We start from the raw sequence: 23,398 nt of genomic DNA, 5'->3' as shown, positions 1-23,398 counted from the left end.
CCGCGGCCAAGGCGGCACCGGAGCGGCGGCATCTCCGATCTTCAAATATGGTGGAATGATTCGCTGGAATGGAGCCCCGTTTTATCTTCTTGTAAAAGTGAAAGTTATTTTAAGCATCTGCGGATTTCTTGAATTACCGGAATCCTGGAGATAATCTAGTACAACGTTTGCGCGATTCAAGATCGATTTAATGGCATGTGCGATTATTTTCCCTGAATCAGCACATGCGTCGATCGTTTCGAAAAATGCATCGACGGGTGGTCGAGCGAACCAGGAGACCAAGACATGGGCGAGACGACGGAAACCGGCGCGCGGCCGAGGCTGCGGCATTGCACGCTCGTCGCGCTGGCCGGCGAGCGGCTGGCAATGATCGTGGGCGACGAGCGCTTCGAGCTCGAGCAGGTGCAGGGCACGCGCGACGCGTTCCTGCGCATGAAGCGCTACCTGGACGGGCGGCACACGCTCGAGGACATCGCGCAGCGCTCGGACGTGTCGTTCGGCAGCGTGCGGACGATCGTCGGGCAACTGGAAGAACTCGGCCTGCTGCGCCGCGAACGGCCGGCCGCCACGATCGCCGCGGCGGACTTTCTCGAGCGGGTCGAGCGCAGCGCCCGAATGTGGCGCGCGCAGATCGGCTATCACCGGCTGTTCGGCATGCTCGAGCGGGGCGAGGCCGGCCGCGACCTGATCGCCGGGCTGCTGCTCGAGACCTACCACTTCGTGCGGCTCGCGCCGCGTCACGTCGGCGCGGCGATCGCGCACTGCCGCGACCAGGCGACGGCCGAGCTGCTGTGCGGCTACCTGGCCGACGAGTACGCGCATCACGGGCTGATCGCCGCATCGGTCGAGAAGCTCGGCATCCCGCGCGAGCAGATCCGCGACGCGCATCCCGTGATCGGTACGCTGTCGCTCGTGAACATGCTGTGCGAGGTCGGCCGCGCGTCGTCGCTCGGTTACCTGTGCTGCCTGAAGCTGATCGAGGCGAGCCCGGAGGACGAGGCCGGCGCGCGCGGCGCGTGGGGCGAGATCGCGCGCGCCGCCGGGCTCGACGCGGACGTGTTCGACGGCCTGATGCGCCATATGCGCATCGACGTCGGCGCGGGCCATGCGGGCCTGCTGGAGCAGGCGCTCGCGCGCACGCCCGACGTGTCGGCCGACGCCGCGCACGTCGCGATCAATCACATGCACGACGTGAAGCACGCGTTCGATCAGTTCCATGACCAGGTGATCCAGTACTACACCGACATGTCGAACTACGTGCCGCGGCTGAAGGTCGACTTCTTCTCGCTATGAGCGGGGCCGACGCGACAGGGCGGGGCGCGGGCGAACGGTTCGTCGACCTCGACTTCAATGCGCGCACACCCGTCGCGCCGGAAGTGATCGATGCGATGGCGCCGTACTGGCGCGGCGTGTACGGCAACCCGTCGGCGTCGCACCGGCAGGGGCGGCTCGCGCGCGATGCGCTCGACGGCGCGCGGGCGGCCGTCGCGGCACGCGTCGGCGTCACGCCCGAATGGATCGTGTTCACGAGCGGCGCGACCGAAGCGAACAACCTCGCGCTTGCCGGCTTCGCGTGGTCGGACAACGCGCGCGCCGGGCCTTCGCCATGACTACACCGGCCCGGCGGATCATCGTGCGCGCGGTCGAGTATCCGTCGATCCAGTCCGCGGCGGCCACGCAGCGTGATGGCGCCGGCCGTCCCGCGATGAACAGCCTGCTAGGGATTTCCACTATGGTGCGGACCCCGCCCGAGGCGCACCATCCGTCTCAAATGAATGGAACCGGTTCCATTCCGGAAATAGAAGGGCAATATGGCAGACATCGTGATCGTGGCGAGCGCATTCGGGATGGACCGGGTGCGACAGGAGGGCCACCGTGCATTCGTCGCGACCGCGGCGGCATCCGGTGCGACCGGTTTCGAGGTGCGGCGCGAACTGTTCGCGTCGGAAGACGACACTGCGCCCGGCGCGCTGGCCGCGCTTGGCGCGCAACTGGCCAGCCACGGGTTGTGGTCGGTCTATTCGACGCCGGCCAACCTGTACACGGAAGCGGGCGCGCTCGATGCGGACGCATTGGGCGGCGCGCTCGCGGAAGCCGACGCGCTCGGCGCGCGCTTCGTGAAATTCCAGCTCGGCGGCTTCGCCGGCGACGCGCACGCGGCCGAGATCGTCGCGCTGTCGCGCGGCGCGCGGGCCCGCGTGGTGGTCGAGAACGGTCAGCTTCCGGCCGGTGGCGCGCTCGCGCAGTTCCGCGGGCTGTTCGACGCACTGGCCGCGGCGGGCATGCCCGATGCGCTCGGGATGACGTTCGACATCGGCAACTGGCAGTGGCCGGGCGAAGCGCCGCTTGATTGCGCGCAAGTGCTCGCGCCGCATGTGGAATACATTCACTGCAAGGCAGTCGCGGGCGAGGGCGCGCGCCGTTTCGCCACCGCGCCGGCCCCGAACGACCCGCTCGTGACCGGCGTGCTCGCGGTGCTGCCGCAACACGCGCCGCGCGGCATCGAGTTCCCGTTCGACGCGGCCGACCTGGCGGGCGATGCATGCCGGCGCGTTGCGTGGCTCGCCACGGCGTGACGGCGGAAGGATCCTGGAGAGTACATTCATGAAAGCAGCACTCGATGTCGTGACCTACGGCGAAGCGATGGCGATGTTCGTCGCGACCGAGCCCGGCCATCTCGCGCACGCGACGCAGTTCACGAAGCGGGTCGCGGGCGCCGACCTGAACGTCGCGATCGGCCTGTCGCGGCTCGGCTTCCGGGTCGGCTGGATGAGCCGTGTCGGCCGCGATTCGTTCGGCGGCTACGTGCTCGACACGCTGGCGCGCGAGGGCATCGACGCGTCGTGCGTGAGCGTCGATCCGCGTTACCCGACCGGTTTCCAGCTCAAGTCGCGCAACGACGACGGCAGCGACCCGACCGTCGAATATTTCCGCAAGGGCTCGGCCGCGAGCCACCTGTCGTGCGACGACTACGTGGCCGACTACGTGCTCGGCGCGCGCCACCTGCACCTGACGGGCGTCGCGCCGGCGATCTCCGCGACGTCGTGCGAGCTCGCGTTCAAGCTCGCGCGCGAAATGCGCGCGGCCGGCAAGACGATCTCGTTCGACCCGAACCTGCGCCCGACGCTGTGGCCGTCCGCCGACGTGATGGCGAAGACGCTGAACGCGCTCGCGTCGCTCGCGGACTGGGTGTTGCCGGGCATCGCCGAAGGGCGGCAACTGACCGGGCACGACACGCCGGCCGACATCGCGGGCTTCTATCTTGCACAGGGCGCGCGCGGTGTCGTGATCAAGCTCGGTGCGGAAGGCGCGTACTACCGGATGGCCGACGGCCGTGACGGAACCGTGGCGGGCGAGCGCGTGCAGAACGTCGTCGATACGGTCGGCGCCGGCGACGGCTTCGCGGTCGGCGTGGTCAGCGCGCTGCTGGAGGGCAGGACGGTCGAGCAGGCGGTGGCGCGCGGCAACCGGATCGGTGCGCTCGCGATCCAGGTGATCGGCGACTCGGAAGGGTTGCCGACCCGCGCCGCGCTCGATCGATTCGAAAACGTCAGCAATCGCACCGATCGCTTAGAGGAAAGCTTCACCGCGCAATGAGAGGCCGGACACGGCACAATCCGCGGACTCATTTCGTCGTGCATGCGCACGGCAAGGTACGGGGCCGGAGTAAGCGCTAAAGCGTTTGTTCTGGTCGACTGCGAAGCGTGGGGCCGGAATAAGCGCAAAAGCGCTAACTTCGGCCGACCGCGAAGCATGGGATCCACGTAAGCGCTAAAGCGCTAACGTGGATCGACCGCGAAGCATGGGATCCACGTAAGCGCTAAAGCGCTAACGTGGATCGACACAGGAGACATTCTGATGGCCAACACACTCGCTGCCCGCCGCTGGTGGACGATCATGCCGATCGTCTTCATCACGTACAGCCTCGCCTACCTCGACCGCGCGAACTACGGCTTCGCGGCCGCGGCCGGCATCAACCAGGACCTCGGGATCAGCAAGGGCCTGTCGTCGCTGATCGGTGCGCTGTTCTTCCTCGGCTATTTCTTCTTCCAGATTCCCGGCGCGATCTATGCGGAACGCCGCAGCGTGAAGAAGCTCGTGTTCGTCAGCCTGATCCTGTGGGGCGCGTGCGCGGCGCTCACAGGCGTGGTCAGCAACATCCCGTCGCTGATGGCGATCCGCTTCGTGCTCGGCGTCGTCGAGGCGGCCGTGATGCCGGCGATGCTGATCTACATCAGCAACTGGTTCACGAAGAACGAACGCTCGCGCGCGAACACGTTCCTGATCCTCGGCAACCCGGTCACCGTGCTGTGGATGTCGATCGTGTCGGGCTATCTCGTGCACGAATTCGGCTGGCGCCACATGTTCATCGCCGAAGGCGTGCCGGCCGTGCTCTGGGCCGTGTGCTGGTGGTTCCTCGTGCAGGACAAGCCGGCCGATTCGCCGTGGCTCAACGCGCAGGAAAAGCGCGACCTCGACGCCGCGCTCGCGGCCGAGCAGGCAACGATCAAGCCCGTGCGCAACTATGGCGAAGCGTTCCGCTCGCCGGCCGTGATCAAGCTGTGCGCCCAGTATTTCTGCTGGAGCATCGGCGTGTACGGCTTCGTGCTGTGGCTGCCGTCGATCGTCAAGAACGGCTCCGACCTCGGGATGGTCGCGACCGGCTGGTTGTCGGCGCTGCCGTACCTCGCCGCGACGATCGCGATGATTGCCGCGTCGTGGGCGTCCGACAAGGTCGGCTCCCGCCGCGGTTTCGTGTGGCCGTTCCTGCTGATCGGCGCGGCTGCGTTCGCCGCATCGTACGCACTTGGCTCGTCGCACTTCTGGATCTCGTATGCGCTGCTGGTCGTGGCCGGCGCCGCGATGTACGCGCCGTACGGCCCGTTCTTCGCGATCGTGCCGGAACTGCTGCCGAAGAACGTCGCCGGCGGCGCGATGGCGCTGATCAACAGCATGGGCGCGCTCGGTTCGTTCGTCGGCTCGTACTTCGTCGGCTACCTGAACGGGGCGACCGGCTCGCCCGTCGCGTCGTACGCGTTTATGAGCGCCGCGCTCGTCGCCGCGGTGATCCTCACGCTGTCCGTCAAACCCCAGGCGCGCGATACGCATCCGCTCGCGACGCCGCTGCAAGGAAAATGAATCCGATGAAGCCCCGTATCGTCGCGTACAAGCCGCTGCCCGATGACGTCCTCGCGTACCTGCGCGAGCATGCGGACGTCGTGCCGGCCGACGGCGCCGCCGCCCTCGCCGATGCGCTCCGCGACGCGGACGGCGCGATCGGCGCGAGCCTGAAGGTCACGCCGCAGATGCTCGACCGCGCACCGCGGCTGAAAGCGTGGTCGACGATCTCGGTGGGCTACGACAACTTCGACGTCGCGGATCTCACGCGGCGCGGGATCGTGCTCGCGCATACGCCGGACGTGCTGACCGAATCGACCGCCGATACGGTGTTCTCGCTGATCCTCGCGTCCGCGCGACGCGTGGTCGAGCTGGCCGAGTGGGTGAAGGCCGGCCACTGGCATCGCAGCATCGGCCCCGACCTGTACGGCACCGACGTGCAGGGCAAGACGCTGGGCATCGTCGGACTCGGGCGGATCGGCGGCGCGGTCGCGCGCCGCGCGGCGCTCGGCTTCCGGATGCAGGTGCTGTACGCGAACCGCTCCGCGCATGCGCAAGCCGAGTCACAGTACGGCGCGCGGCGCGTCACGCTCGACGAACTGCTCGCGCAATCGGATTTCGTGTGCCTGCAGGTGCCGCTGTCGCCGGAAACGCACCACCTGATCGGTGCGGCCGAATTCGCGAAGATGAAGCGCGGTGCGATCCTGATCAACGCGTCGCGCGGGCCGGTAGTCGACGAAGCCGCGCTGATCGATGCGCTGCGCGCGGGCACGATCCGCGGCGCGGGGCTCGACGTGTTCGAGAAGGAGCCGCTGGCGGCGGATTCGCCGCTGCTGCAGATGAAGAACGTCGTCGCGCTGCCGCATATCGGCTCGGCGACGCACGAGACGCGCCACGCGATGGCGCGCTGCGCCGCGGAAAACCTGGTCGGCGCGCTGGCCGGCACGCTGCGCACGAATCTCGTCAATCCGGACGCGCGCGCACGCGCTTGAGCCGCGGCGGTAGCGGGGCGACCCCGGCCGACCCCCGGCCGGCGGGGCGCCGGCTTCGTTAGAGTCGATGGTCTTGGTGCCGGAGGGCTGGCTGCGTTATGATCCCCGCGCGTCGTATCGACGGCCCGGCAATGCTGCCGGCGGCGTTTCGCGACGGGTATCCGCGCCAGATCCGGTGCGGCCGACTGCTGTTGCAGGTGACCGGGGTGGATGCCGACGCGCCGGTGCCGATCATCGCGAAGCAGGGGGGCGGCGTAAGCGCTGAAGGGCTAACGCTGACCGACCGCGAAGCATGGGGTCAGCGTAAGCGCTAAAGCGCTAACGCTGACCGACAGGGAGATTCCACCGGGTGGCTTACGTTTCCAACAACAAAGGTCCGTCTGCTCACGAAGCGGCGCGGATCGTACGTCGCGAGGCACGACAGTGACCGATTCGCAACCAACCACGACGCGTCCGGCGACGATCAGCGATGTCGCGCGCGAGGCCGGCACGGGCAAGACCAGTGTGTCGCGCTACCTGAACGGCGAGACGCACGTGCTGTCCACCGATCTGCGCCAGCGGATCGAAGCGGCGATCGCGCGGCTCAATTACCGGCCGAACCAGATGGCGCGCGGGCTCAAGCGCGGCCGCAACCGCCTGCTCGGCATGCTCGCGGCCGACCTGACCAATCCCTATACCGTCGAAGTGCTGCAGGGCGTCGAGGCCGCATGCCACGCGCTCGGCTACATGCCGCTGATCTGTCACGCGGCAAACGAAGTCGAGATGGAGCGCCGCTTCCTGCAGCTGCTCACGACCTACCGCGTCGAAGGGCTGATCGTCAACGCGCTCGGCGCCGACGAGGACGTGCTGCGCCCGCTGCGCGGCGCCGGCATCCCGGCCGTGCTCGTCGACCGCACGGTCGAAGGCTTCGAGGCCGACCTGATCGGCCTCGACAACGCCGACGCGATCGAGACGGCGCTCGCGCACCTGGTCGAACACGGCTTCGACGCGATCCATTTCGTCGTGCAGCCGTTCGAGCGCGTCAGCTCGCGGCGCCTGCGCGAGGCCGCGTTCCGTACGGCACTGGCGGCGCGCGGGCTGACGGTGCCGTCGACGGTCGTGCTCGATCTGGACGCGCCCGACGCGGTCACGGCGGCGCTGGCCGACATCGATGCCCGCATCGACGACGCGGCACGGCGTGGCGTGCGCGCGGTGCTGTTCGCCGCGAACGCGCCGGTCGCACTCGCGATCGCGCGCCACCTGCGCGCGCGTTTCGGCACCGCATGGCAGCAGCGGGCGGCGTTGCTGTCGATCGACGATCCGGAATGGGCCGAGCTGATCGGGATCACGACAATCCGCCAGCCGACCTACGAAATCGGCTACAAGGCCGTCGAATTCGTGCACGAGCGGATCGACGGCGCGGCGGGCGACGTACGCGTCTCGCTGTTGCCGGGCGAGCTGGTTGCGCGCGCGTCGACCGCAAGCTGAGTATCATTCGGGGCACGCAGCGCGTCAGGTGCGCTGCCCCGAACAAGGAAATACATGACTGTCGCTCCCGTCACGCTGGCGGTGCTGATCGCCGCCACGCTGATCATCGCGCTCCTGCCGCTCGTCCTCTACCGACTCCTGCGCAAGCCGCTGGCGCTGAACCGCCGCGACACGATCGTCGGTGTGGCCGTCTTCACGCTGTTCGCGATGATCCTCGAACGCGCGTTCCACGGGCTCGTGCTGAGCCAGACGCCGCCGGACGGCTGGCTCACGCAGCCGCTCGCGTTCGTCGCGTACAGCGCGCTCGCGACCGCCGTGTTCGAGGAAGCCGGCCGCTATCTCGGGATGCGTTTCCTGAATCGCCGCTATGGCCCGTCGTCGGCCGGCGACAGCCGCGGAATCGGCTACGGGATCGGTCACGGTGGCGCCGAAGCATGGTTCGTCGGCGTACTCGTATGGGGCCAGTGGTCGTATCTCGCGTGGCTCGCGAGCCGCGGCCAGCTCGAGACGCAGCTCGCCGACCTGCCGGGCGATACCGTCGTGCGCCTGCACGTGATGCTCGCGACGCTGTCGGCGCAGTCGATGCTGCTGTTGCTGCTCGAACGCTGCACGGCATTCGTGCTGCAGCTCGCGCTGTCGGTGCTGGTCTGGCGTGGCGTGCGCGCCGGCCGCGCGGGCGTGTTGCCGCTCGCGATCGTGCTGCACGCGCTCGCGGCCGCGCCGGCGTTGCTGTACCAGGTGCGCGTGCTGCCGGCCGCCGGGGTCGAGGCCGCGTATTTCGTGCTCGCCGCGATCCTGGTCGTCGTGCTGGTGAAGGCATGCCGGCCGTCGCAATCGGCAGCCTGACGGGAGAGACGGGATGGATGACTATCTGATCGAATGCCAGAGCGCGGAATTCGACGCGCTCGCACGCGTGATCTGCGATCTCTTTCCGGAGCAGACGCGTTTCGCCGAAAGCAGCGACGCACGCGGGCGGTTCCTGTCCGTGCAGTGGCTCGCGATGCGTTTCGGCTCGGCGCCGAAGCGGATGACGCTCGATATCCGCATCGTGCCGGCCGCGCTCGCGCGCTACCTGGCGCTCAAGCCGATGCAACGGGCGCGCAGCCATGCGGTGCTGCATGCGTATACGGAAGCGATGCTCGGGTCGCTCGAGGAGCGTCACGCGGCCGGCGAGGCCGTGGAGCGCGACGCGGAACTCGTACTCGACGAAGACTTTGCGTGACCGTTCGCGCCGGCGCCATGCCGGCGCGCTGCATTACGCGTCGCGGTAGACCTGCGCGAAGCGCTGCGCCTGCACGACACCGTAGTCGCCGGGCGCGTACTGCATCACCCAGTCGCCGGCGACGCCACGCAGCGTGTCGCCGTTTTCCGAGCGGGCGATCGTGAACGGCTCGTCCATCCGGCGCGCGAGCACGACGGCCGGCCGGTTCCGGTAGGCGCCCGGTGCGCCGTGTGCGAGTGCCGGATCGGCGGGCAGGTATTTGGCGTCGAAGCGCGCACGCGACACGACCCAGCGGTCGCCGGTCGAGCCCGTGATCAGCGCGTCGCCCGCCGCATAGCGGTTCGGGCCTTCGAGGCTCATCAGTTCGCCGTCGGCCTCCGCGAAGGCAACGGCGACGGTTTCGTCCTTGACGACGCGACGGGCCCGCGGATCGGTACGCAGGTCGAGGTGCTTGAGTTCGAGCATGGCGGGAAAGGGCGGGAAAGCGGTAAAAGCCGGGAGCTTATCCCGAATCCGGCGCGCCGTGTGACGCGCCGGTCGCCTGGAGGGGCGCTGCGCCGTTCGGCCCGGACGGGCGGTACGGCGCCGGCAGGGCGGGCGTCAGGGCTGCGCGGGTGCGCTGGCGGCCGGCGCGGCTGCCGCCTTGCCATCCGTGCCCTTCGTCTTGCCCTTGCCGCGGTGCTCGCTGCCGTGGTGCAGCCAGCTGCGGAACGTCGTGTCGGCCAGCGCCTTCTGGTCGGCCGGGAAGCTCTCGTAGAGCGGCGCGAAGGCGTCGGCGAGCTTCTTCGCGCCGTCGGCGTTCGCCTGCGACAGTTCCGCGTACTGCTTCATGTCGTCGAGTGCGGAGACGTCGTGCTTCGCCATCCGCTCGCGATAGAGGCGGCCCATCGTGTCGCCGTTATCGCGCATCGTGTCCGCGAACGTCTTCCACTGGGGTTCCTGCGCCGACGTGATCTTCAGCTGGTCGTGCAGGTATTTGATGCGCTGCTCGACGCGCGCTTCGTGGCGCGCCGCGCGCTGCTCGGCGCTCGGGGCCGACGCCGCGGCCGTCGTTGCGGGGGCCTGGGCGGGCGCTTGCGGCTGCGCCGGGGTTTGCGCGAACGCGCTGGCTGCAACGGCGAGCGTAGCGAGGGTGAGCGAGATTTTCTTCATGGTTGGCTCTCCGGGTGGTGTCTTGCGAGCGGGCGCGGCGGCGAGTGCCGCAAGCGCGCTTCTCGCGTCGCCAGCTATTAGTAGCACGTTGAATGCGGTGCAGCAGCGAATGCGACACTTGCTTACATCCGATACGAATCGAAATTGAAAGGATCCGGCCGGATCGTGGCGGCGCCGTTTGGGCGGGCCGGCGTTCGGCGCTATCATCGCGTCACCTTCCACTCAGCCGGCGCGTCGTGCCCCGGCCCAGCCTCATGCGTCCACCCCGCCTCGACCAACTCGACGATCTCGACCGGCAACTCGTCGCGCTGCTGCAGGCCGATGCGCGTGCCAGCGTCGCGGATCTCGCGCGCCAGCTCGACGTCGCGCGCACGACGGTCGTCGCCCGCATCGCGCGGCTCGAACGCACCAACGTGATCGCCGGCTACAGCGTCCGGCTCGGGCAGGACGTGCTCGATGCAAGCATTTACGCGTACGTCGGCATCATCCTCACGCCGAAGTTCGGCAAGGACGTGTTGCGCAAGCTCGACCGGATGCCCGAGGTGCAACTGCTGTGCGCGGTGAGCGGCGAGTACGACTACGTCGCGTGGCTGCGCGCCGATTCGCCCGAACGGCTCAACGACCTGCTCGACCAGATCGGCACGCTCGAAGGCGTCGAACGCACGACGACGTCGATCATCCTGTCGCGCAAGATCGATCGCGGGACCATCGGCGGCTGACGCTCAGGCGCGGCCTGCGTCGCGTCGTGCGTGTTGCGCCGGGGTATCGGCCCGGCTGTCGGGCTGCGCCGCGCCGGGCGGCCGCACGAGCGGAATCCGCACCGAGATACGCAACCCGCGCGCTTCCGTTTCATCCGCATAGGCGAGCGTAATGTCGGCACCCATCCGGTCCGCGACGATCTTCACGATCGACAGGCCGAGCCCGGAGCCGATCTGCGCATTGCCGGGCACCCGGTAGAACGGGTCGAAAACACGTTCGCGTTCGTGCGGCGCGATGCCCGGCCCGGTGTCGGCGATCGTCACGCACACGTGCGTGTCCGTGCGTTGCGTCGACAGGTCCACACGTCCGCCCGGCGGGGTGTAGCGGATGGCGTTGTCGACCAGGTTCATCACGAGCGACACGAGTTCGAGCTCGTCGACGGGCACGTGCGTGTCCGGGCCGTCCTCGATGCCGATGTCGAGGGTTTTCGCGTCGGCGAGCGGCATCAGGTCTTCCAGCACGCGCCGATAGATCGCATGGACGGACACGTCGCCGGGCGGCGCGGCCGGCGCGCTTTGCGCCCGCGCGAGCGCGAGCAGCTGCCCGATCAGGTGGCGGCTGCGGTCGAGCCCGCCGCGCAGCGCGGCGAGCCGTGCGCGCGCATCGTCCGGCAGGTCGGCCTCGGCGAGGCGCTCGGCCTGCAGCGACATCGCCGTGAGCGGCGAGCGCAGTTCGTGCGCGGCGTCGGCGACGAAGCGGCGCTGCGCGGCGACCGACTGCGCGACGCGCGCCAGCATCCGGTTGATCGCGACGACGAACGGCCGCACCTCGACCGGCACGCGCTCGGCCGGCACCGGGCGCAGGTCGTGCTCGTCGCGGGCGTCGATGCCGGCGGACAGCGCGGCCACCGGGCGGAACAGCTTGCGCACGAGATCGGCGACGAGCAGCAGCAGGATCGGGACGAGGATCAGCAGCGGCAATGCGGTGCGCCACGCGCTTTCGCGTGCGACATCGTCGCGCATGCCGGCTTCCTGCGCGACCGCGATGCGCTCGCCGTTCGCGAAGGTTCGAACCATCACGCGATACGTGCTGCCGCCGGCATCGACCGTATGCAGCCCGTCGGCGAGCGTCGGCGCCAGCGCGAGCCGCGGCGTGCCGTCGCTGCCCGGCTGCGGTTGCGGTGCACTGCCGAGCGGCTGCACGAACACGCGCGACAGCTCGTCGCTTTCGCGCGCGGGCCCGGTGCCGTCGGCATGGAGCGACGACGCGTGCTCGCGGTCGAGCAGCGTCGCGACCTCGCGCAGCACGTCGTCCTGCAGTTCGTGCGCTTCGTCGAACGCCGATGAAAACGCGAACGCGGCCGCGGCCGTCGCGACGACCAGGATCGCGGCCGACAGCGCGACCGACAGCCGGAAGCCGATCGACTCGCTCAGGCGCTTCTTGAAACCATCCATCCCGCACCCCTGACGTTCTTGATCACGGTACTGCCGAGCTTGCGGCGCAGCGAATGGATCAGGAATTCGACCGCATTGCTTTCGACTTCCTCGCCCCAGCCGTACAGGCGATCCTCGAGCTCGCGCCGCGACAGGATCGCGCCCGGGCGCACCAACAACGCGCGCAGCAGCGCGAACTCGCGATTCGACAGCGGCACCGGCGCGTGCCCGTCGACGGCGGCCTCGCGTGTGGTCGGGTCGAGCGCCACGATCCCGTTGCTCAACAGCGGCGCGGCCGAACCGGCCCGGCGCCGGATCGCGACGCGAATTCGCGCGAGCAGCTCGGCCATCTCAAACGGCTTCACGATGTAGTCGTCGGCGCCGCCGTCGAGGCCGGCCAGCCGATCGTCGAGCCCGTCGCGGGCGGTGACGATCAACAGCGGCGCGCTTGCGTCCTTCGCGCGGATGGCGGCCAGCACGTCGAGCCCGTCGCGGCCGGGCAGGCCGAGATCGAGCAGGACCAGGTCGTAGGGCTGCGCGGCGAACGCGGTCAACGCGCGCACGCCGTCGGTGACCCAGTCGGTGGCGTACGACGCGTCCTTCAGCGCGGCATGGACGGCCTCGCCGATCATCGGGTCGTCTTCGACGAGCAGTATTCGCATGCGTGTTCTCCGTGCGGCGCAAACGCCGCCAGCGTATGCGATTCCCGCACGGGCGTCACGTGCGGCGGCGCGCGGCGATCCTTATTTGCCGCTGAACCGGTCGAGCGTCGCGAGCAGGTTCTTCATCGCGGCGGCCGAATCGGCCTGGGTCGGATGATCGGCGCGCAGCGCGGAGAGTGCGCGGTCGATCTCCTGATCGACCATGTGCCAGTCGGCGGCGGCGCGCGGCTTGAGGCCGGCTTCGGCCGAGTCCCACGCGATCTCGAGATCCTTGATGCGCGTTTTCGCGCCGGGCAGGTCGCCCTTGGCGACGAGCGTGTTCACGTCGACGGCGATCGTGCGGAACTGCGACAGGTCGCCAAGCTTCGATGCGTGGGCTGCCGCGGGCGATGCGGCGGCGGAGGCCGGCGCCGACGTCGCTGCGTTCGCGTCCTGCTGCTTCGAGCAGCCGGCGGCGGCGCTCAGCAGGGCAATCGTGGCAACGGCAACGGCAACGGCGAGACGGGAAACGGGATGGGGGATGCGCATGGCGTGTCCTCGATTCGATGAATGGAAAGCGCGGAAAGGAAAGGGCGTCATTCGGTGGTGCCGGCCTGTGTGCGCGGGCCGCTGCCGAACTGCGCGACGGCGACGAGCAGCACGATCACGGTCAGGAACAGCAGGCTCGTCCAGGCGGCGCCGAAGCCGAGCCCGCCGTAGGTGCGAGCCTGCGTGAGCAGGTCGCCGAGCGATGCGCCGAACGGGCGCGTCAGGATGTACGCGATCCAGAACGCCAGTACCGCATTGGCGCCGAGCCGCCACATCACGAACACGGCCGCGATCAGGCCGCCGAAGCACAGCGCGCCGAGCGTGAAGCCGAGCCCGAGCGCCTCGGTCGCGAGATCGCCTGCGGCGGTGCCCAGCGCGAACGTGCAGAGGATCGCCGACCAGTAGAACAGCTCGCGCCGCGGCGTGACGATCGTGTCGATCGACAGCGTGCCTTCGACGCGATGCCACACGAAGAAGATCGCGGCGAGCGCGACGGCAAACGCGGCGGTGCTCGCATAGAGGCTGACGTTCAGGCCGTCGGTGAGCAGGTCGGTGATCTGCGTGCCGACGATGCTGACCAGCACCACCGTGAGCCAGTAGATCCACGGCACGTAGCGGCGCGTGCGCAACTGCAGCCACAGCGCGATCGCGAGCAGCGACGCCATCGCGACGCGCGTGACGGTCTGGCCGAGCCCCGCGTTGACCGCGAGAAAGTCCGCGCCGGTCTCGCCGACGGTGGTCGACATGATCTTGATGATCCAGAACGACAGCGCGACGTCGGGCACCTTGTTCAGCCAGTGCGGCGTGCGATGAGCGGGCAGGGATTGCATGCGATGCCTCCTTGGAAGTCGGGTGGTCGGCATGCAGTCTGAAACGGAAGACTTAGGCCAGCCATAGCGGGGCTGGCGGCGGGAAAAAACGTCATTTCGACGTTTAGACGAAATGTGTCGTCGAAACGTCGAAATTATCGGTCGTTTCGCATCATTCTTCGTCTTGGAACTGATTTTGAGCGTCCCTACACTGTGTTCATGGCTCAACGCCGTTCACAACACCAACCCATCATCAGGAGATAAGCGCATGAAAATCGCCATCGTCGGCGCAGGTCTGATCGGCCACACCATTGCTCACATGCTGCGTGAAACGGGCGACTACGAAGTCGTCGCGTTCGACCGTGACGCGGATGCGCTTGCGAAGCTGTCGCGCGAAGGCATCGCGACGCAACGGGTCGATTCGGCCGATGCAAACGCGATTCGCGAAGCCGTGAAGGGCTTCGATGCGCTCGTCAACGCGCTGCCGTACTACCTCGCGGTCAACGTGGCCGCCGCCGCGAAGGCTGCCGGCGTTCACTACTTCGACCTGACCGAAGACGTGCGCGCAACCCACGCGATCCGCGAACTGGCCGAAGGCTCCGACCGTGCATTCATGCCGCAGTGCGGCCTCGCACCGGGCTTCATCGGTCTCGCCGCACACGAGCTGGTGAACGGCTTCAGCGAAGTGCGCGACGTGAAGATGCGCGTCGGCGCGCTGCCCGAGTATCCGACCAACGCGCTGAAGTACAACCTGACGTGGAGCGTCGACGGCCTGATCAACGAATACTGCCAGCCGTGCGAAGCGATCCGCGACGGCCGCAAGCAGTGGGTGCAGCCGCTCGAAGGCCTCGAGCACTTCTCGCTCGACGGCACCGAATACGAAGCGTTCAACACGTCCGGCGGCCTCGGCACGCTGTGCGAGACGCTGTCGGGCAAGGTCGAGACGCTCGACTACAAGTCGGTGCGCTATCCGGGCCACCGCGATCTCGTGCAGTTCCTGCTGGAAGACCTGCGCCTGTCGACCGACCGCGACACGCTGAAGTCGATCATGCGCCGCGCGGTGCCGTCGACGAAGCAGGACGTCGTGCTCGTGTTCATCACGGTGACGGGCGTGAAGGACGGCCAGCTGGTGCAGGACGTGTTCACGCGCAAGATCTTCGCGAAGGACGTGTGCGGGATGCACATGAGCGCGATCCAGATCACGACGGCCGGCGCGATGTGCGCGGTGCTGGATCTGTTCCGCGAAAAGAAGCTGCCGCAGAGCGGTTTCATCCCGCAGGAAAAGGTGTCGCTGAAGGCGTTCCTGTCGAACCGCTTCGGCAAGCTGTACGAAGGCGGCACGATGGAGCGCGTGCACGAAGTGGCCTGACCACCCGTCAGCCTCTGGCACGAGGGCCGTACGACGCCGGGAGCGCAACAGCGCTTCCGGCGTTGTTTTTTGCGGGTGACGAAAAAGAGCGGCCGGTCAGGCCGGCAGCGGCGGGACGATCGTGGCAGCAGGCGGAGGCGGCGCGATGCGGTACAGCAGCGCATCGACGTCGGCATCGGAGGGCGCGGTGTTGTCGAACATCACGATGCCGTCGCATTCGTGGCCGGTCGGCACGAAGCGGCGTTGCCGGTATTCGTCCCAGTGCGCGAGCTTGTATGCGTCGTTCGGGTTGCCGCGCGCGACGATCCGCTGGTGCGCGACGTCTTCCGACGTGTGGACCCACACGACCGTCAGCGCGACGTCGGGCGCGATGCCGAGCCAGGCGCGGTCGAGAATGCGGCGATCGCGCACTTCGCGCGACAGCGGGCCGACCACGAGCGCGCCGATGCCGAGCGCGAGATTTTCACGGGCCGTGTCGAGCAGCCCTTGATATTCGGGATCGCGCAGGTGCTTTAGGTAGAGCGGGCTGTCGCGATCGTTCGGATCCGCGGTGAGCGCGCCCATCGCGGCCGAGCTGTAGCGTCCGTACAGCGTGTCCTTGTCGAGCAGGCAGAAGGCCTCGCCGGTCGCGCGCATCAGCGGCCCGATGAGCCGCTTCGCGAGCGTGGTCTTGCCGGTGCCGGCGTGACCGCAGAAGAACACCAGATGCGTCACGAAGCCTTGCCTCCCGAGCGCGGGCTCGACGCGCCGTTGCGCTTGTCGCCGCGCGAGAAGACTTCCGCTTCCAGCCACATCGCGTTGATGATGCCGAAGCCGAGCGCCACGCCGATGCCGAGTATCCACGAGAAATACCACATGGGTCTGTCTCCTTGACGGTTGGGCCGCACGGCCGTGCGGCGGGTGGTTCGAACTGCCGGGTGCGCATGCTGCGGCGCACGCAGCCCGATCATGACCAATATCGCCGAGCCGCGCAAGCCGGGTTGCCCGCGCAGCAAACCGGTAAACTGATGCGCAAACCGCAACGTCACGGACACCATGCTGATCAACTGTGCTGCATACCAGGACGGCCGCAAGCTGGCCGACATCGATATCGACGCCATCAGCGACTACGTGTCGAAGCCCGAGTGCTTCGTGTGGGTCGCGCTGAAGGATCCGACGCCCGAGGAACTCGACCTGATGGGCGAGGAATTCGGGCTGCACGAACTGGCGATCGAGGATGCCCGCAAGGGGCATCAGCGGCCGAAGATCGAGGAGTACGGCGATTCGCTGTTCGCGGTGCTGCATACGGTCGAGCTGGACGACGACGAAGAATTCAATGTCGGCGAGTTGAACGTGTTCGTCGGCCCGAACTACGTGCTGTCGATCCGCAACCATACCGAGCACGATTTTCGCGACGTGCGCAAGCGCTGCGAGCGCGAGCCGCATCTGCTCCAGGAAGGTTCGGCATTCGTGTTCTACGCGCTGATGGACCAGGTCGTCGACCGCTATTTCCCGATCCTCGAAACGCTCGGCGCCGAGCTCGAGGAACTCGAGGACCGCATCTTCGCGAAGGCCACGCCCGCCTCGTCGCGCGCGATCATCGAGGATCTCTATTCGCTGAAGCGCCGGCTCGTGATGCTGTACCAGCACACGGCGCCGCTGCTCGAGCCGCTGGCGAAGCTCACCGGCGGGCGCATCCCGCAAGTCTGCAGCGGCATGGAGCCGTACTTTCGCGACGTGTACGACCATCTGCAGCGGATCGTGAAGACGATCGAAGGGCGGCGCGAGATGGTGGTCACGGCGATCCAGGTCAACCTCGGGATGATCTCGCTGGCCGAGAACGAGGTGACGAAGCGGCTCGGCTCGTTCGCCGCGCTGTTCGCGATCCCGACGATGATCGCCGGCATCTACGGGATGAACTTCGCGAACATGCCCGAACTGCACCTGAAATACGGCTTCTACGGCTGTATCGCCGTGATGGTGGCCGCCGACTTCGGGTTGTGGTGGCGCTTCAAGCGGGCAGGGTGGCTGTAGCCCCGCTTTACGTGCGGGGCGGCGCGTGCTTGCCGACCACGACGCGCCACGGCCGCACGCGCCACGATTTCACGAGGCCGTTCTGCACGTACGGATCGGCGCGCGCGAACGACTCGGCCGCCTCCGGCGAATCCCCTTCGAACACGAGCACCGCCTGGTCGGCCGGGTCCGACAGCGCGCCGGCGAGCACGAGTTCGCCGCGCTCGGTCGCAGCCTGCGCAAGCGCGAGGTGCTGGGCGCGGAACGGTTCGCGGCGGGACAGGTAATCGTCGACGAGTTCGTAGGTCAACTGGTAATGCATGGCGGCTCCGGAAAGGATCGCGGCGGCCGGTGCGTCAGCGCGCCGTCAGTCAGTCTGCTGCGGGCAGTATAGGGCAGGCGGACGGCGGCGACACGACGCGGAGGGCGGCGCGCTTTTGTGGTCATAAATGCAACTAACGGTCTGAGTGTTGTCCGTCTTCGAATCCCGGCGGCAACGCGCTTTCCATGCAGCCAGGTCTACAGGCCACCGGCGGGGGGCGTCCCTACGCCTTGTAGCCGATCGTGCGCAGCAGATCCTTGCGCCAGCGGATGTCGTCGTCATTTTCGACCCCGAGCGGCCCGAAGCCGTCGACGACGCCGACGATCCCGCGTCCTTGCGCGGTTTCCGCGACGATCACGTCGGTCGGGTTCGCGGTCGCGCAATAGATCCGGCAGACCTCCGGCACGGCCTTGATCGCGTTGAGGACGTTGACCGGGAAGCATCCGTCGCCGAGGAACACGATGAACGCGTGACCGGCGCCGATCGCGCTGGCGTTGCGGCAGGCGAGGTCGACGAGCGCCGCATCGGTGCCGGAGTGGCGCACCAGCCGCTTGCCCGACGCCTCGCAGAAGGCGAGCCCGAAGCGGATACCGGGCACGGTGCCGACGAGCGCCTCGTGGATGTCCTCGACGGACTTGATGAAATGCGACTGGCCGAGGATGAAGTTCACGGTCTCGGGCTTGTCGACGGCAACGGTTTGCAGTTGCAGCATGGCGGACCTCGTCTCGCGATGCGGCGCGTGGGCCGCAATGGGCGCTTCAAGCTTAGTACGCTGCAGCCGGCGACGAAAGCGGCGCGGGCGGCCTATCCTTCGTTGTGTGTGGCGCGCGCTGCGCGAAGGCAACGGAGGGCGACATGGACGTGCGACAAGGTTTCGTCGACTGCGTGGGACGCACGCCGCTGATTCGCTTGGCGAAGCTCAGCGCCGAGACGGGCTGCGAGATCCTGGGCAAGGCGGAATTCATGAATCCGGGCGGGTCGGTGAAGGACCGCGCGGCACACTACATCATCCGCGACGCCGAGCGGCGTGGCGTGCTGCAGCCGGGCGGCACCGTGGTCGAGGGCACGGCGGGCAACACCGGCATCGGCCTGGCGCATATCTGCGCGGCGCGCGGCTATCGCTGCGTGATCGTGATTCCCGACACGCAATCGCCGGACAAGATGGCGATCCTGCGCACGCTCGGCGCCGAGGTGCGCCCGGTGCCGGCGGCGCCCTACCGTGACCCGAACAACTATCAGAAGATTGCCGGGCGGCTCGCGGACGAACTCGACAACGCGGTATGGGCCAATCAGTTCGACAACGTCGTCAATCGCCAGGCGCACTACGAGACGACCGGGCCCGAGATCTGGCGCGATACGGCAGGCACGATCGATGCGTTCGTGTGCGCGACCGGGACGGGCGGCACGCTGGCCGGCGTGAGCCGTTATCTGAAAGAGCAGAAGCCGGACGTCCGGATCGTGCTGGCCGACCCGCACGGCAGCGGGCTTTACGGTTACGTGAAAACGGGCGACCTCGGCGCGGAAGGCAGCTCGATCACGGAAGGCATCGGATCGACGCGCGTCACGATGAACCTTGCAGGCACGCCGATCGACGATGCCGTGCGGATCGACGATCAGCAGTGCGTGACGATGGTCTACCGGCTGCTGCGCGAGGAGGGGCTGTACGTCGGCGGATCGAGCGGCATCAACGTCGCGGCGGCGGTCTGGCTGGCCCGCCGGATGGGCCCAGGGCACACGATCGTGACCTTGCTGTGCGACCGTGGCGACATCTATCGCGCGCGGCTGTTCAATCGGGAATGGCTACGTGAAAAGGGACTGGATCCGGGGGGCTGAACCCGTGTGTCGAGTCGGTGCGAAGCGCGGGAGCGGTGAGGTTTTCCATCCGCCGGAATGCGACCTATGCTGAACGAATCCGGTGCGAACGCCGTTCGCCCGTTTCGCCCAGACGAGGTGTGCCATGCCTGTGTCAGCCACCCTGCAGGATTGCCTGCGTCAGAAGTCATCGCGGTACGAAGTGGTGTACCACCCCTATAGCCATACGAGCATGGAGACGGCCGCCGCCGCGCATATCCCCGGCGATCGCCTCGCGAAAACCGTGCTCCTCGAAGACGACGAAGGCTACGTCGCCGCCGTATTGCCGACCACGCACGCCGTGCGCCTGTCGGATCTCTGGGTGAAGACGGGACGCCATCTCGTGCTCGCCCGGGAGGTCGAGCTGCGCGAGCTGTTCAAGGATTGCGACATGGGCGCGTTGCCGCCGGTGTGCATGGCGTACGGCATGAAGACGTTTCTCGAGGAACGTCTCGCGCAGCAGCCGGAAGTCTATTTCGAGGCCGGCGACCACGAAGCGCTGATCCACATGATGCAGGACGAATTCCTGATGCTGATGGAGACGGCCGAGCGCGCGCATTTCTCGCACAAGATGCAGGGCATGCACTCCTGACGCGCGCGGTGTGTGGGCGCCGGTCGGTGCGTGTCTGACGGGTCGCGTGTAGAGGAGGTAAGTGGTCGTGCGATAGTTAATTCGGTATGCGAAATTATTTGCGACGGTTTGTCGAGTGCCCAATCCATCATGAAATTTGTATCGCATTGCAGACTAACTTTCCGGATATCCAGAGTGTTTCGGGCGTTCTGAAGAAGCTGCGTCGACCAGCTCGAGGCGGTTGATCAGCGTATCCGGTGACCGATGGGGACGCCGATGAGGAGAGGCGTGCATCTTGGCGATCGCATCCGGAGCGGGCCATTTTGGTGCGGCGCGGGAAATATGCCGATATTTATGCTGAAGCAGATTAATATCCGGTTTTGCATATATCCATACAATTCAATTACCGTTTTTATAATAGAAGTTTGATTTGTGCTTACCGGAATATTATTTGAATAAACCCTCCAAACTTTGTATTCGGGCATCAAATAAAGTTTGACGTCAAAATTTTTTCCTTGCTATTGTCTGCACCCAAGTGAGCGGCGCCACTGACATCACCGTGTAACGAACGGTGGGTCGTCATAAGAAATGTAAGGTGCCGCCCGCTCAGCTGACAATTGCCTGAACGTGCTGGCGCGTTTTTTTTCGGTGCATAACCGGGCCGCGCCGGCCGGAACGATTCCTTGAAAAAATGAATTTGCATTCGAATTGAATTCTTTCAATTCGGATTGTTAATTGAATTTGAAATGAAATGTTCGGGTTGATGCGATGGCGATGCCGACCTGGCTTTGCCGCCGGCAGCAATCCGATACTGGGCGAATCGCTTGGGGGATGGATGGTGGGCATGAAAGTCGAAGAACGTCTGGCTACGTCGAACAGCGGACTGGCTACGCTGGGCCGTCCGCGAGAGTTCGGCAAGAAGCAACAGAATCCGGTGCGCCGGTTCGGCGGCATCGGCATCGTCCTGGTGCTGCATGCCGTGCTGATCTACGCGCTGCTCAACGGCCTCGCGACGAAAGTCGTGCAGGTGATCCAGCACCCGATCGAAACCCGCATCATCGAGCCGGTCAAGCCGCCGCCGCCACCGCCGATGCCCGTGGTCAAGCTCCCGCCGCCGAAATTCGCGCCGCCGCCGCCGCCGTTCGTCCCGCCGCCGGAAGTGCCGGTGCAGGCGCCGCCGCAGGCGACGATCACGCACCAGTCGGCCCCGGTACCGTCCGCACCGGCCGTGCAGGCGCCGGTCGTGGCGCCTCCCGCGCCGGCCAAGCCCGTCAGCCATGACGTGGGGGTGGTCTGCCCGAATTCGGACACGCTTCGCGCGTCGATCCAGTATCCGAAAGAGGCGCAGGAAAACAACATCACCGGCGACGTGACGATCGAGTTCGTCGTGGATGCGGAAGGGAACATCACGAACGAGCGTGTGGCGCAGTCGGCTGATCCGATCCTCGATCGTGCTGCCTTCAACACCGTGAAGCGCTTCAAGTGCGTCGCGCAGGGCCAGTCGGTGCGGGTCCAGGTTCCGTTCTCGTTCAATCTGAATTGATGCAGTGGGCGGCCCGGTGCGATCCGGGCCGGAAAAAACCATCTCGAACTGGAGTATTCAGTTCTTCGAATTAACTGGAGTGGGGTATGACGAAGCGTTCACTGGCCGCGCTGGCGGCAAGCATCCTGATGTCCGTCGCCGCAATCGACGGGTTCGTTGCACCACAGCTCGCCCACGCGCAGGCGAGCGGCGCAGCCGGCACATCGGCACAGGCCGCGGCGCCGTCGGCCGCGCCGGCCCCGGTTCCGGCCGCCGCCGAGCCGGCTCCGCCGCCCGCGCCGGCCACGACGGAAGCGGTCGAGAATCCGTACGGGCTCGGTGCGCTATGGAAGAACGGCGATTTCGTCGCCCGTTTCGTGCTGATCCTGCTGGTGATCATGTCGATGGGCAGCTGGTACATCATGATCACGAAGTTCCTGGAGCAATTGCGCGCCAATCGCCGCGCGAAGCTGGCGGATGCGCAACTCTGGACCGCGCCGTCGCTGGCCGAGGGCGCCAAGCTGCTCGACGAGGCGTCGCCGTTCCGCTTCATCGCCGAAACGGCGATCGAGGCCGGCGAGCATCATGAAGACGCGCTGCTGGAAGCGGTGGACCGCAACACGTGGATCGACGTGTCGGTCGAGCGCTCGATCACGAACGTGTCGAACCGGATGCAGGACGGGCTCGCGTTCCTCGCCACGGTGGGCTCCACCGCGCCGTTCGTCGGGCTGTTCGGCACCGTCTGGGGGATCTATCACGCGCTGACGGCCATCGGCATCGCCGGGCAGGCGTCGATCGACAAGGTCGCCGGCCCGGTGGGCGAGGCGCTCATCATGACCGCGATCGGCCTCGCCGTCGCCGTGCCGGCGGTACTCGGCTACAACTTCCTGGTCCGCCGCAACAAGTCGGTGATGGAGCGGGTGCGCAACTTCGGCGCGCAACTGCATACCGTGCTGCTGGCCGGCAATCGGCGCCCGGCACGCGCGTCGTCGTCGCCGGCCGCGGCGTCGCTCGCGAACTGACCGGCTGACGGAGACGCGCGATGGCCATGAACGTCGGGCAGGACGATAGCGACGAGGTGATCGCCAACATCAACACGACGCCGCTCGTCGACGTGATGCTGGTGTTGCTGATCATCTTCCTGATCACGATTCCGGTCGTGACGCACACGATCCAGCTTCAGTTGCCGAAGGAGACGGTGCAGCCGCTGCAGACGACGCCGAAGAGCATCGAGATCGCGGTGAACCGCGATGGCGATTTCTTCTGGGGCGAGCAGCTGGTGGATGCACAGACGCTGCTCGCGAAACTGAAGGACGTGTCGCAGCAACAGCCGCAGCCGAGCGTCCACGTGCGGGGCGATCAGAACACGCGTTATGAGTTCATCGGCCGGGTGGTCACGATGTGCGAGCGCGCGGGGATTGCGAAGCTGTCGTTCATTACGGAGCCGCCGGCGCGCGGGGGATAGTCGCGCAGCGGAATCGGGGGGAGCATGGGGCTGGCGGCAAGTGGTGGAGCGCTGACGCTGGTCGACCGGGAAGCTCGGGATCCAAGTAAGCGCTGAAGCGCTAACGTGGATCGACCGCGAAGCATGGGATCAGCGTAAGCGCTAAAGCGCTAACGCTGGTCGACCGCGAAGCATGGGACCCACGTAAGCGCTAAAGCGCTAACGCGGGTCGACAGGAGTCGACG

28 protein-coding genes are annotated in these 23,398 nt (G+C 67.1%); 18 read left to right on the top strand and 10 right to left on the bottom strand.

Translation table 11 applies throughout. The annotated features are described in order from the left end of the window. Window positions 1-285: 285 nt before the first annotated feature. From LGM89_RS19220 to LGM89_RS19175, 10 genes are all read left to right on the top strand, one after another. Window positions 286-1,293 carry an iron-containing redox enzyme family protein gene (locus LGM89_RS19220; RefSeq protein WP_226273672.1) on the top strand — a complete coding sequence of 336 codons (1,008 nt, stop codon included), beginning with the start codon at window positions 286-288 and terminating at the stop codon, window positions 1,291-1,293. Continuing rightward, window positions 1,290-1,610 (top strand): aminotransferase class V-fold PLP-dependent enzyme, encoded by a 321-nt coding sequence (locus LGM89_RS19215; RefSeq protein WP_089494930.1) that lies wholly within the window; start codon window positions 1,290-1,292, stop codon window positions 1,608-1,610. Before LGM89_RS19220 ends, LGM89_RS19215 begins: the two co-directional genes overlap by 4 nt. A 201-nt stretch (window positions 1,611-1,811) precedes the next feature. After that, entirely contained in the window at window positions 1,812-2,576 is a 765-nt protein-coding gene (locus tag LGM89_RS19210; protein ID WP_226207651.1) for a sugar phosphate isomerase/epimerase, read from the top strand. A 28-nt stretch (window positions 2,577-2,604) separates the two neighbouring features. Then, on the top strand, window positions 2,605-3,597 hold the full coding sequence (locus LGM89_RS19205; RefSeq protein WP_226273671.1) for a sugar kinase: 993 nt from the start codon (window positions 2,605-2,607) through the stop codon (window positions 3,595-3,597). 261 nt (window positions 3,598-3,858) lie between these two features. Further along, a complete protein-coding gene (locus tag LGM89_RS19200; protein WP_089494927.1) occupies window positions 3,859-5,139 on the top strand; it encodes an MFS transporter in 1,281 nt (426 codons plus the stop codon). Between the two features lie 5 nt (window positions 5,140-5,144). Beyond that, the gene (locus LGM89_RS19195) at window positions 5,145-6,110 is read left to right on the top strand and encodes an NAD(P)-dependent oxidoreductase (RefSeq protein ID WP_226273670.1); all 966 of its coding nucleotides are present in this window, start codon (window positions 5,145-5,147) and stop codon (window positions 6,108-6,110) included. A 98-nt stretch (window positions 6,111-6,208) separates the two neighbouring features. Beyond that, the gene (locus LGM89_RS19190; protein WP_226273669.1) at window positions 6,209-6,424 is read left to right on the top strand and encodes a hypothetical protein; all 216 of its coding nucleotides are present in this window, start codon (window positions 6,209-6,211) and stop codon (window positions 6,422-6,424) included. A 109-nt stretch (window positions 6,425-6,533) separates the two neighbouring features. Further along, window positions 6,534-7,577: a LacI family DNA-binding transcriptional regulator gene (locus LGM89_RS19185; protein ID WP_226207649.1), complete on the top strand. Its 1,044-nt coding sequence runs from the start codon at window positions 6,534-6,536 to the stop codon at window positions 7,575-7,577. Between the two features lie 54 nt (window positions 7,578-7,631). Continuing rightward, entirely contained in the window at window positions 7,632-8,423 is a 792-nt protein-coding gene (locus LGM89_RS19180; protein ID WP_226273668.1) for a YhfC family intramembrane metalloprotease, read from the top strand. 13 nt (window positions 8,424-8,436) lie between these two features. Beyond that, on the top strand, window positions 8,437-8,799 hold the full coding sequence (locus LGM89_RS19175) for a DUF3022 domain-containing protein (RefSeq protein WP_047850836.1): 363 nt from the start codon (window positions 8,437-8,439) through the stop codon (window positions 8,797-8,799). Between the two features lie 33 nt (window positions 8,800-8,832). Here the strand turns inward: LGM89_RS19175 and LGM89_RS19170 are convergent, their stop codons facing one another. Together LGM89_RS19170 and LGM89_RS19165 are read right to left on the bottom strand one after the other, a co-directional pair. Beyond that, on the bottom strand, window positions 8,833-9,264 hold the full coding sequence (locus LGM89_RS19170; RefSeq protein ID WP_226273667.1) for a PGDYG domain-containing protein: 432 nt from the start codon (window positions 9,262-9,264) through the stop codon (window positions 8,833-8,835). A 135-nt stretch (window positions 9,265-9,399) separates the two neighbouring features. Then, the gene (locus tag LGM89_RS19165) at window positions 9,400-9,951 is read right to left on the bottom strand and encodes a Spy/CpxP family protein refolding chaperone (RefSeq protein ID WP_226273666.1); all 552 of its coding nucleotides are present in this window, start codon (window positions 9,949-9,951) and stop codon (window positions 9,400-9,402) included. 254 nt (window positions 9,952-10,205) lie between these two features. On the opposite strand from LGM89_RS19165, the gene LGM89_RS19160 reads away from it, so the two are divergent. Next, window positions 10,206-10,670: an Lrp/AsnC family transcriptional regulator gene (locus LGM89_RS19160; protein ID WP_006481526.1), complete on the top strand. Its 465-nt coding sequence runs from the start codon at window positions 10,206-10,208 to the stop codon at window positions 10,668-10,670. A gap of 3 nt (window positions 10,671-10,673) precedes the next feature. On the opposite strand, the gene LGM89_RS19155 is transcribed toward LGM89_RS19160, so the two are convergent. The 4 genes from LGM89_RS19155 to LGM89_RS19140 all read right to left on the bottom strand — a co-directional run bounded on the left by LGM89_RS19155 (window position 10,674) and on the right by LGM89_RS19140 (window position 14,103). Next, a complete protein-coding gene (locus tag LGM89_RS19155) occupies window positions 10,674-12,104 on the bottom strand; it encodes a sensor histidine kinase (protein WP_226273665.1) in 1,431 nt (476 codons plus the stop codon). Continuing rightward, a complete protein-coding gene (locus LGM89_RS19150; protein ID WP_226273664.1) occupies window positions 12,080-12,745 on the bottom strand; it encodes a response regulator transcription factor in 666 nt (221 codons plus the stop codon). Before LGM89_RS19150 ends, LGM89_RS19155 begins: the two co-directional genes overlap by 25 nt. Window positions 12,746-12,826: 81 nt before the next feature. Beyond that, window positions 12,827-13,273 carry a hypothetical protein gene (locus tag LGM89_RS19145; RefSeq protein WP_226273663.1) on the bottom strand — a complete coding sequence of 149 codons (447 nt, stop codon included), beginning with the start codon at window positions 13,271-13,273 and terminating at the stop codon, window positions 12,827-12,829. Window positions 13,274-13,320: 47 nt separating this feature from the next. Then, window positions 13,321-14,103: a hypothetical protein gene (locus LGM89_RS19140; RefSeq protein WP_089494920.1), complete on the bottom strand. Its 783-nt coding sequence runs from the start codon at window positions 14,101-14,103 to the stop codon at window positions 13,321-13,323. A gap of 247 nt (window positions 14,104-14,350) precedes the next feature. Here LGM89_RS19140 and LGM89_RS19135 point away from each other — a divergent pair, with 247 nt between their 5' ends. Then, a complete protein-coding gene (locus tag LGM89_RS19135) occupies window positions 14,351-15,451 on the top strand; it encodes a saccharopine dehydrogenase family protein (protein ID WP_039357959.1) in 1,101 nt (366 codons plus the stop codon). Window positions 15,452-15,547: 96 nt separating this feature from the next. On the opposite strand, the gene LGM89_RS19130 is transcribed toward LGM89_RS19135, so the two are convergent. Both LGM89_RS19130 and cydX read right to left on the bottom strand, forming a co-directional pair. Beyond that, complete coding sequence (locus LGM89_RS19130) at window positions 15,548-16,165, bottom strand: AAA family ATPase (protein ID WP_226207644.1); 618 nt, start codon at window positions 16,163-16,165, stop codon at window positions 15,548-15,550. Next, entirely contained in the window at window positions 16,162-16,308 is a 147-nt protein-coding gene (gene cydX, locus LGM89_RS19125) for a cytochrome bd-I oxidase subunit CydX (protein ID WP_043182986.1), read from the bottom strand. Before cydX ends, LGM89_RS19130 begins: the two co-directional genes overlap by 4 nt. A gap of 178 nt (window positions 16,309-16,486) precedes the next feature. Here cydX and corA point away from each other — a divergent pair, with 178 nt between their 5' ends. Next, complete coding sequence (corA, locus tag LGM89_RS19120) at window positions 16,487-17,464, top strand: magnesium/cobalt transporter CorA (RefSeq protein ID WP_089494918.1); 978 nt, start codon at window positions 16,487-16,489, stop codon at window positions 17,462-17,464. Between the two features lie 7 nt (window positions 17,465-17,471). Here corA and LGM89_RS19115 read toward each other — a convergent pair whose 3' ends face one another. Together LGM89_RS19115 and LGM89_RS19110 are read right to left on the bottom strand one after the other, a co-directional pair. After that, window positions 17,472-17,765, bottom strand: a complete 294-nt coding sequence (locus LGM89_RS19115) for a YciI-like protein (RefSeq protein WP_089494917.1) — start codon at window positions 17,763-17,765, stop codon at window positions 17,472-17,474. A 223-nt stretch (window positions 17,766-17,988) separates the two neighbouring features. Continuing rightward, window positions 17,989-18,477, bottom strand: coding sequence for an adenosine-specific kinase (locus LGM89_RS19110; RefSeq protein ID WP_226207643.1), 489 nt, complete (start codon window positions 18,475-18,477; stop codon window positions 17,989-17,991). A 143-nt stretch (window positions 18,478-18,620) separates the two neighbouring features. Here LGM89_RS19110 and LGM89_RS19105 point away from each other — a divergent pair, with 143 nt between their 5' ends. From LGM89_RS19105 to LGM89_RS19085, 5 genes are all read left to right on the top strand, one after another. Beyond that, the gene (locus LGM89_RS19105; protein ID WP_226273662.1) at window positions 18,621-19,598 is read left to right on the top strand and encodes a cysteine synthase A; all 978 of its coding nucleotides are present in this window, start codon (window positions 18,621-18,623) and stop codon (window positions 19,596-19,598) included. A 124-nt stretch (window positions 19,599-19,722) separates the two neighbouring features. Next, window positions 19,723-20,208, top strand: coding sequence for an aminoacyl-tRNA deacylase (locus LGM89_RS19100; RefSeq protein ID WP_031401741.1), 486 nt, complete (start codon window positions 19,723-19,725; stop codon window positions 20,206-20,208). An 823-nt stretch (window positions 20,209-21,031) separates the two neighbouring features. Beyond that, complete coding sequence (locus LGM89_RS19095) at window positions 21,032-21,730, top strand: energy transducer TonB (RefSeq protein WP_089425491.1); 699 nt, start codon at window positions 21,032-21,034, stop codon at window positions 21,728-21,730. An 86-nt stretch (window positions 21,731-21,816) separates the two neighbouring features. Next, window positions 21,817-22,731 carry a MotA/TolQ/ExbB proton channel family protein gene (locus LGM89_RS19090; RefSeq protein WP_089456263.1) on the top strand — a complete coding sequence of 305 codons (915 nt, stop codon included), beginning with the start codon at window positions 21,817-21,819 and terminating at the stop codon, window positions 22,729-22,731. Window positions 22,732-22,751: 20 nt separating this feature from the next. Then, window positions 22,752-23,174 carry an ExbD/TolR family protein gene (locus tag LGM89_RS19085; protein ID WP_021160935.1) on the top strand — a complete coding sequence of 141 codons (423 nt, stop codon included), beginning with the start codon at window positions 22,752-22,754 and terminating at the stop codon, window positions 23,172-23,174. Window positions 23,175-23,398 lie beyond the last annotated feature (224 nt).

The organism is Burkholderia sp. AU31624, assembly GCF_020420065.1.
Classification (GTDB): Bacteria; Pseudomonadota; Gammaproteobacteria; order Burkholderiales; family Burkholderiaceae; genus Burkholderia.
The sequence above is the reverse complement of the archived record's forward strand: the minus strand, read 5'-3'. Positions and strand labels throughout refer to the sequence as shown.

Bases quoted from the DNA above. Each gene is read 5' to 3' on its own strand.
- LGM89_RS19220 (WP_226273672.1), top strand. From the start codon at position 286: ATGGGCGAGACGACGGAAACCGGCGCGCGGCCGAGGCTGCGGCATTGC.
- LGM89_RS19215 (WP_089494930.1), top strand. From the start codon at position 1,290: ATGAGCGGGGCCGACGCGACAGGGCGGGGCGCGGGCGAACGGTTCGTC.
- LGM89_RS19210 (WP_226207651.1), top strand. From the start codon at position 1,812: ATGGCAGACATCGTGATCGTGGCGAGCGCATTCGGGATGGACCGGGTG.
- LGM89_RS19205 (WP_226273671.1), top strand. From the start codon at position 2,605: ATGAAAGCAGCACTCGATGTCGTGACCTACGGCGAAGCGATGGCGATG.
- LGM89_RS19200 (WP_089494927.1), top strand. From the start codon at position 3,859: ATGGCCAACACACTCGCTGCCCGCCGCTGGTGGACGATCATGCCGATC.
- LGM89_RS19195 (WP_226273670.1), top strand. From the start codon at position 5,145: ATGAAGCCCCGTATCGTCGCGTACAAGCCGCTGCCCGATGACGTCCTC.
- LGM89_RS19190 (WP_226273669.1), top strand. From the start codon at position 6,209: ATGATCCCCGCGCGTCGTATCGACGGCCCGGCAATGCTGCCGGCGGCG.
- LGM89_RS19180 (WP_226273668.1), top strand. From the start codon at position 7,632: ATGACTGTCGCTCCCGTCACGCTGGCGGTGCTGATCGCCGCCACGCTG.
- LGM89_RS19175 (WP_047850836.1), top strand. From the start codon at position 8,437: ATGGATGACTATCTGATCGAATGCCAGAGCGCGGAATTCGACGCGCTC.
- LGM89_RS19170 (WP_226273667.1), bottom strand. From the start codon at position 9,264: ATGCTCGAACTCAAGCACCTCGACCTGCGTACCGATCCGCGGGCCCGT.
- LGM89_RS19165 (WP_226273666.1), bottom strand. From the start codon at position 9,951: ATGAAGAAAATCTCGCTCACCCTCGCTACGCTCGCCGTTGCAGCCAGC.
- LGM89_RS19160 (WP_006481526.1), top strand. From the start codon at position 10,206: ATGCGTCCACCCCGCCTCGACCAACTCGACGATCTCGACCGGCAACTC.
- LGM89_RS19155 (WP_226273665.1), bottom strand. From the start codon at position 12,104: ATGGATGGTTTCAAGAAGCGCCTGAGCGAGTCGATCGGCTTCCGGCTG.
- LGM89_RS19150 (WP_226273664.1), bottom strand. From the start codon at position 12,745: ATGCGAATACTGCTCGTCGAAGACGACCCGATGATCGGCGAGGCCGTC.
- LGM89_RS19145 (WP_226273663.1), bottom strand. From the start codon at position 13,273: ATGCGCATCCCCCATCCCGTTTCCCGTCTCGCCGTTGCCGTTGCCGTT.
- LGM89_RS19140 (WP_089494920.1), bottom strand. From the start codon at position 14,103: ATGCAATCCCTGCCCGCTCATCGCACGCCGCACTGGCTGAACAAGGTG.
- LGM89_RS19135 (WP_039357959.1), top strand. From the start codon at position 14,351: ATGAAAATCGCCATCGTCGGCGCAGGTCTGATCGGCCACACCATTGCT.
- cydX (WP_043182986.1), bottom strand. From the start codon at position 16,308: ATGTGGTATTTCTCGTGGATACTCGGCATCGGCGTGGCGCTCGGCTTC.
- corA (WP_089494918.1), top strand. From the start codon at position 16,487: ATGCTGATCAACTGTGCTGCATACCAGGACGGCCGCAAGCTGGCCGAC.
- LGM89_RS19115 (WP_089494917.1), bottom strand. From the start codon at position 17,765: ATGCATTACCAGTTGACCTACGAACTCGTCGACGATTACCTGTCCCGC.
- LGM89_RS19110 (WP_226207643.1), bottom strand. From the start codon at position 18,477: ATGCTGCAACTGCAAACCGTTGCCGTCGACAAGCCCGAGACCGTGAAC.
- LGM89_RS19105 (WP_226273662.1), top strand. From the start codon at position 18,621: ATGGACGTGCGACAAGGTTTCGTCGACTGCGTGGGACGCACGCCGCTG.
- LGM89_RS19100 (WP_031401741.1), top strand. From the start codon at position 19,723: ATGCCTGTGTCAGCCACCCTGCAGGATTGCCTGCGTCAGAAGTCATCG.
- LGM89_RS19095 (WP_089425491.1), top strand. From the start codon at position 21,032: ATGAAAGTCGAAGAACGTCTGGCTACGTCGAACAGCGGACTGGCTACG.
- LGM89_RS19090 (WP_089456263.1), top strand. From the start codon at position 21,817: ATGACGAAGCGTTCACTGGCCGCGCTGGCGGCAAGCATCCTGATGTCC.
- LGM89_RS19085 (WP_021160935.1), top strand. From the start codon at position 22,752: ATGGCCATGAACGTCGGGCAGGACGATAGCGACGAGGTGATCGCCAAC.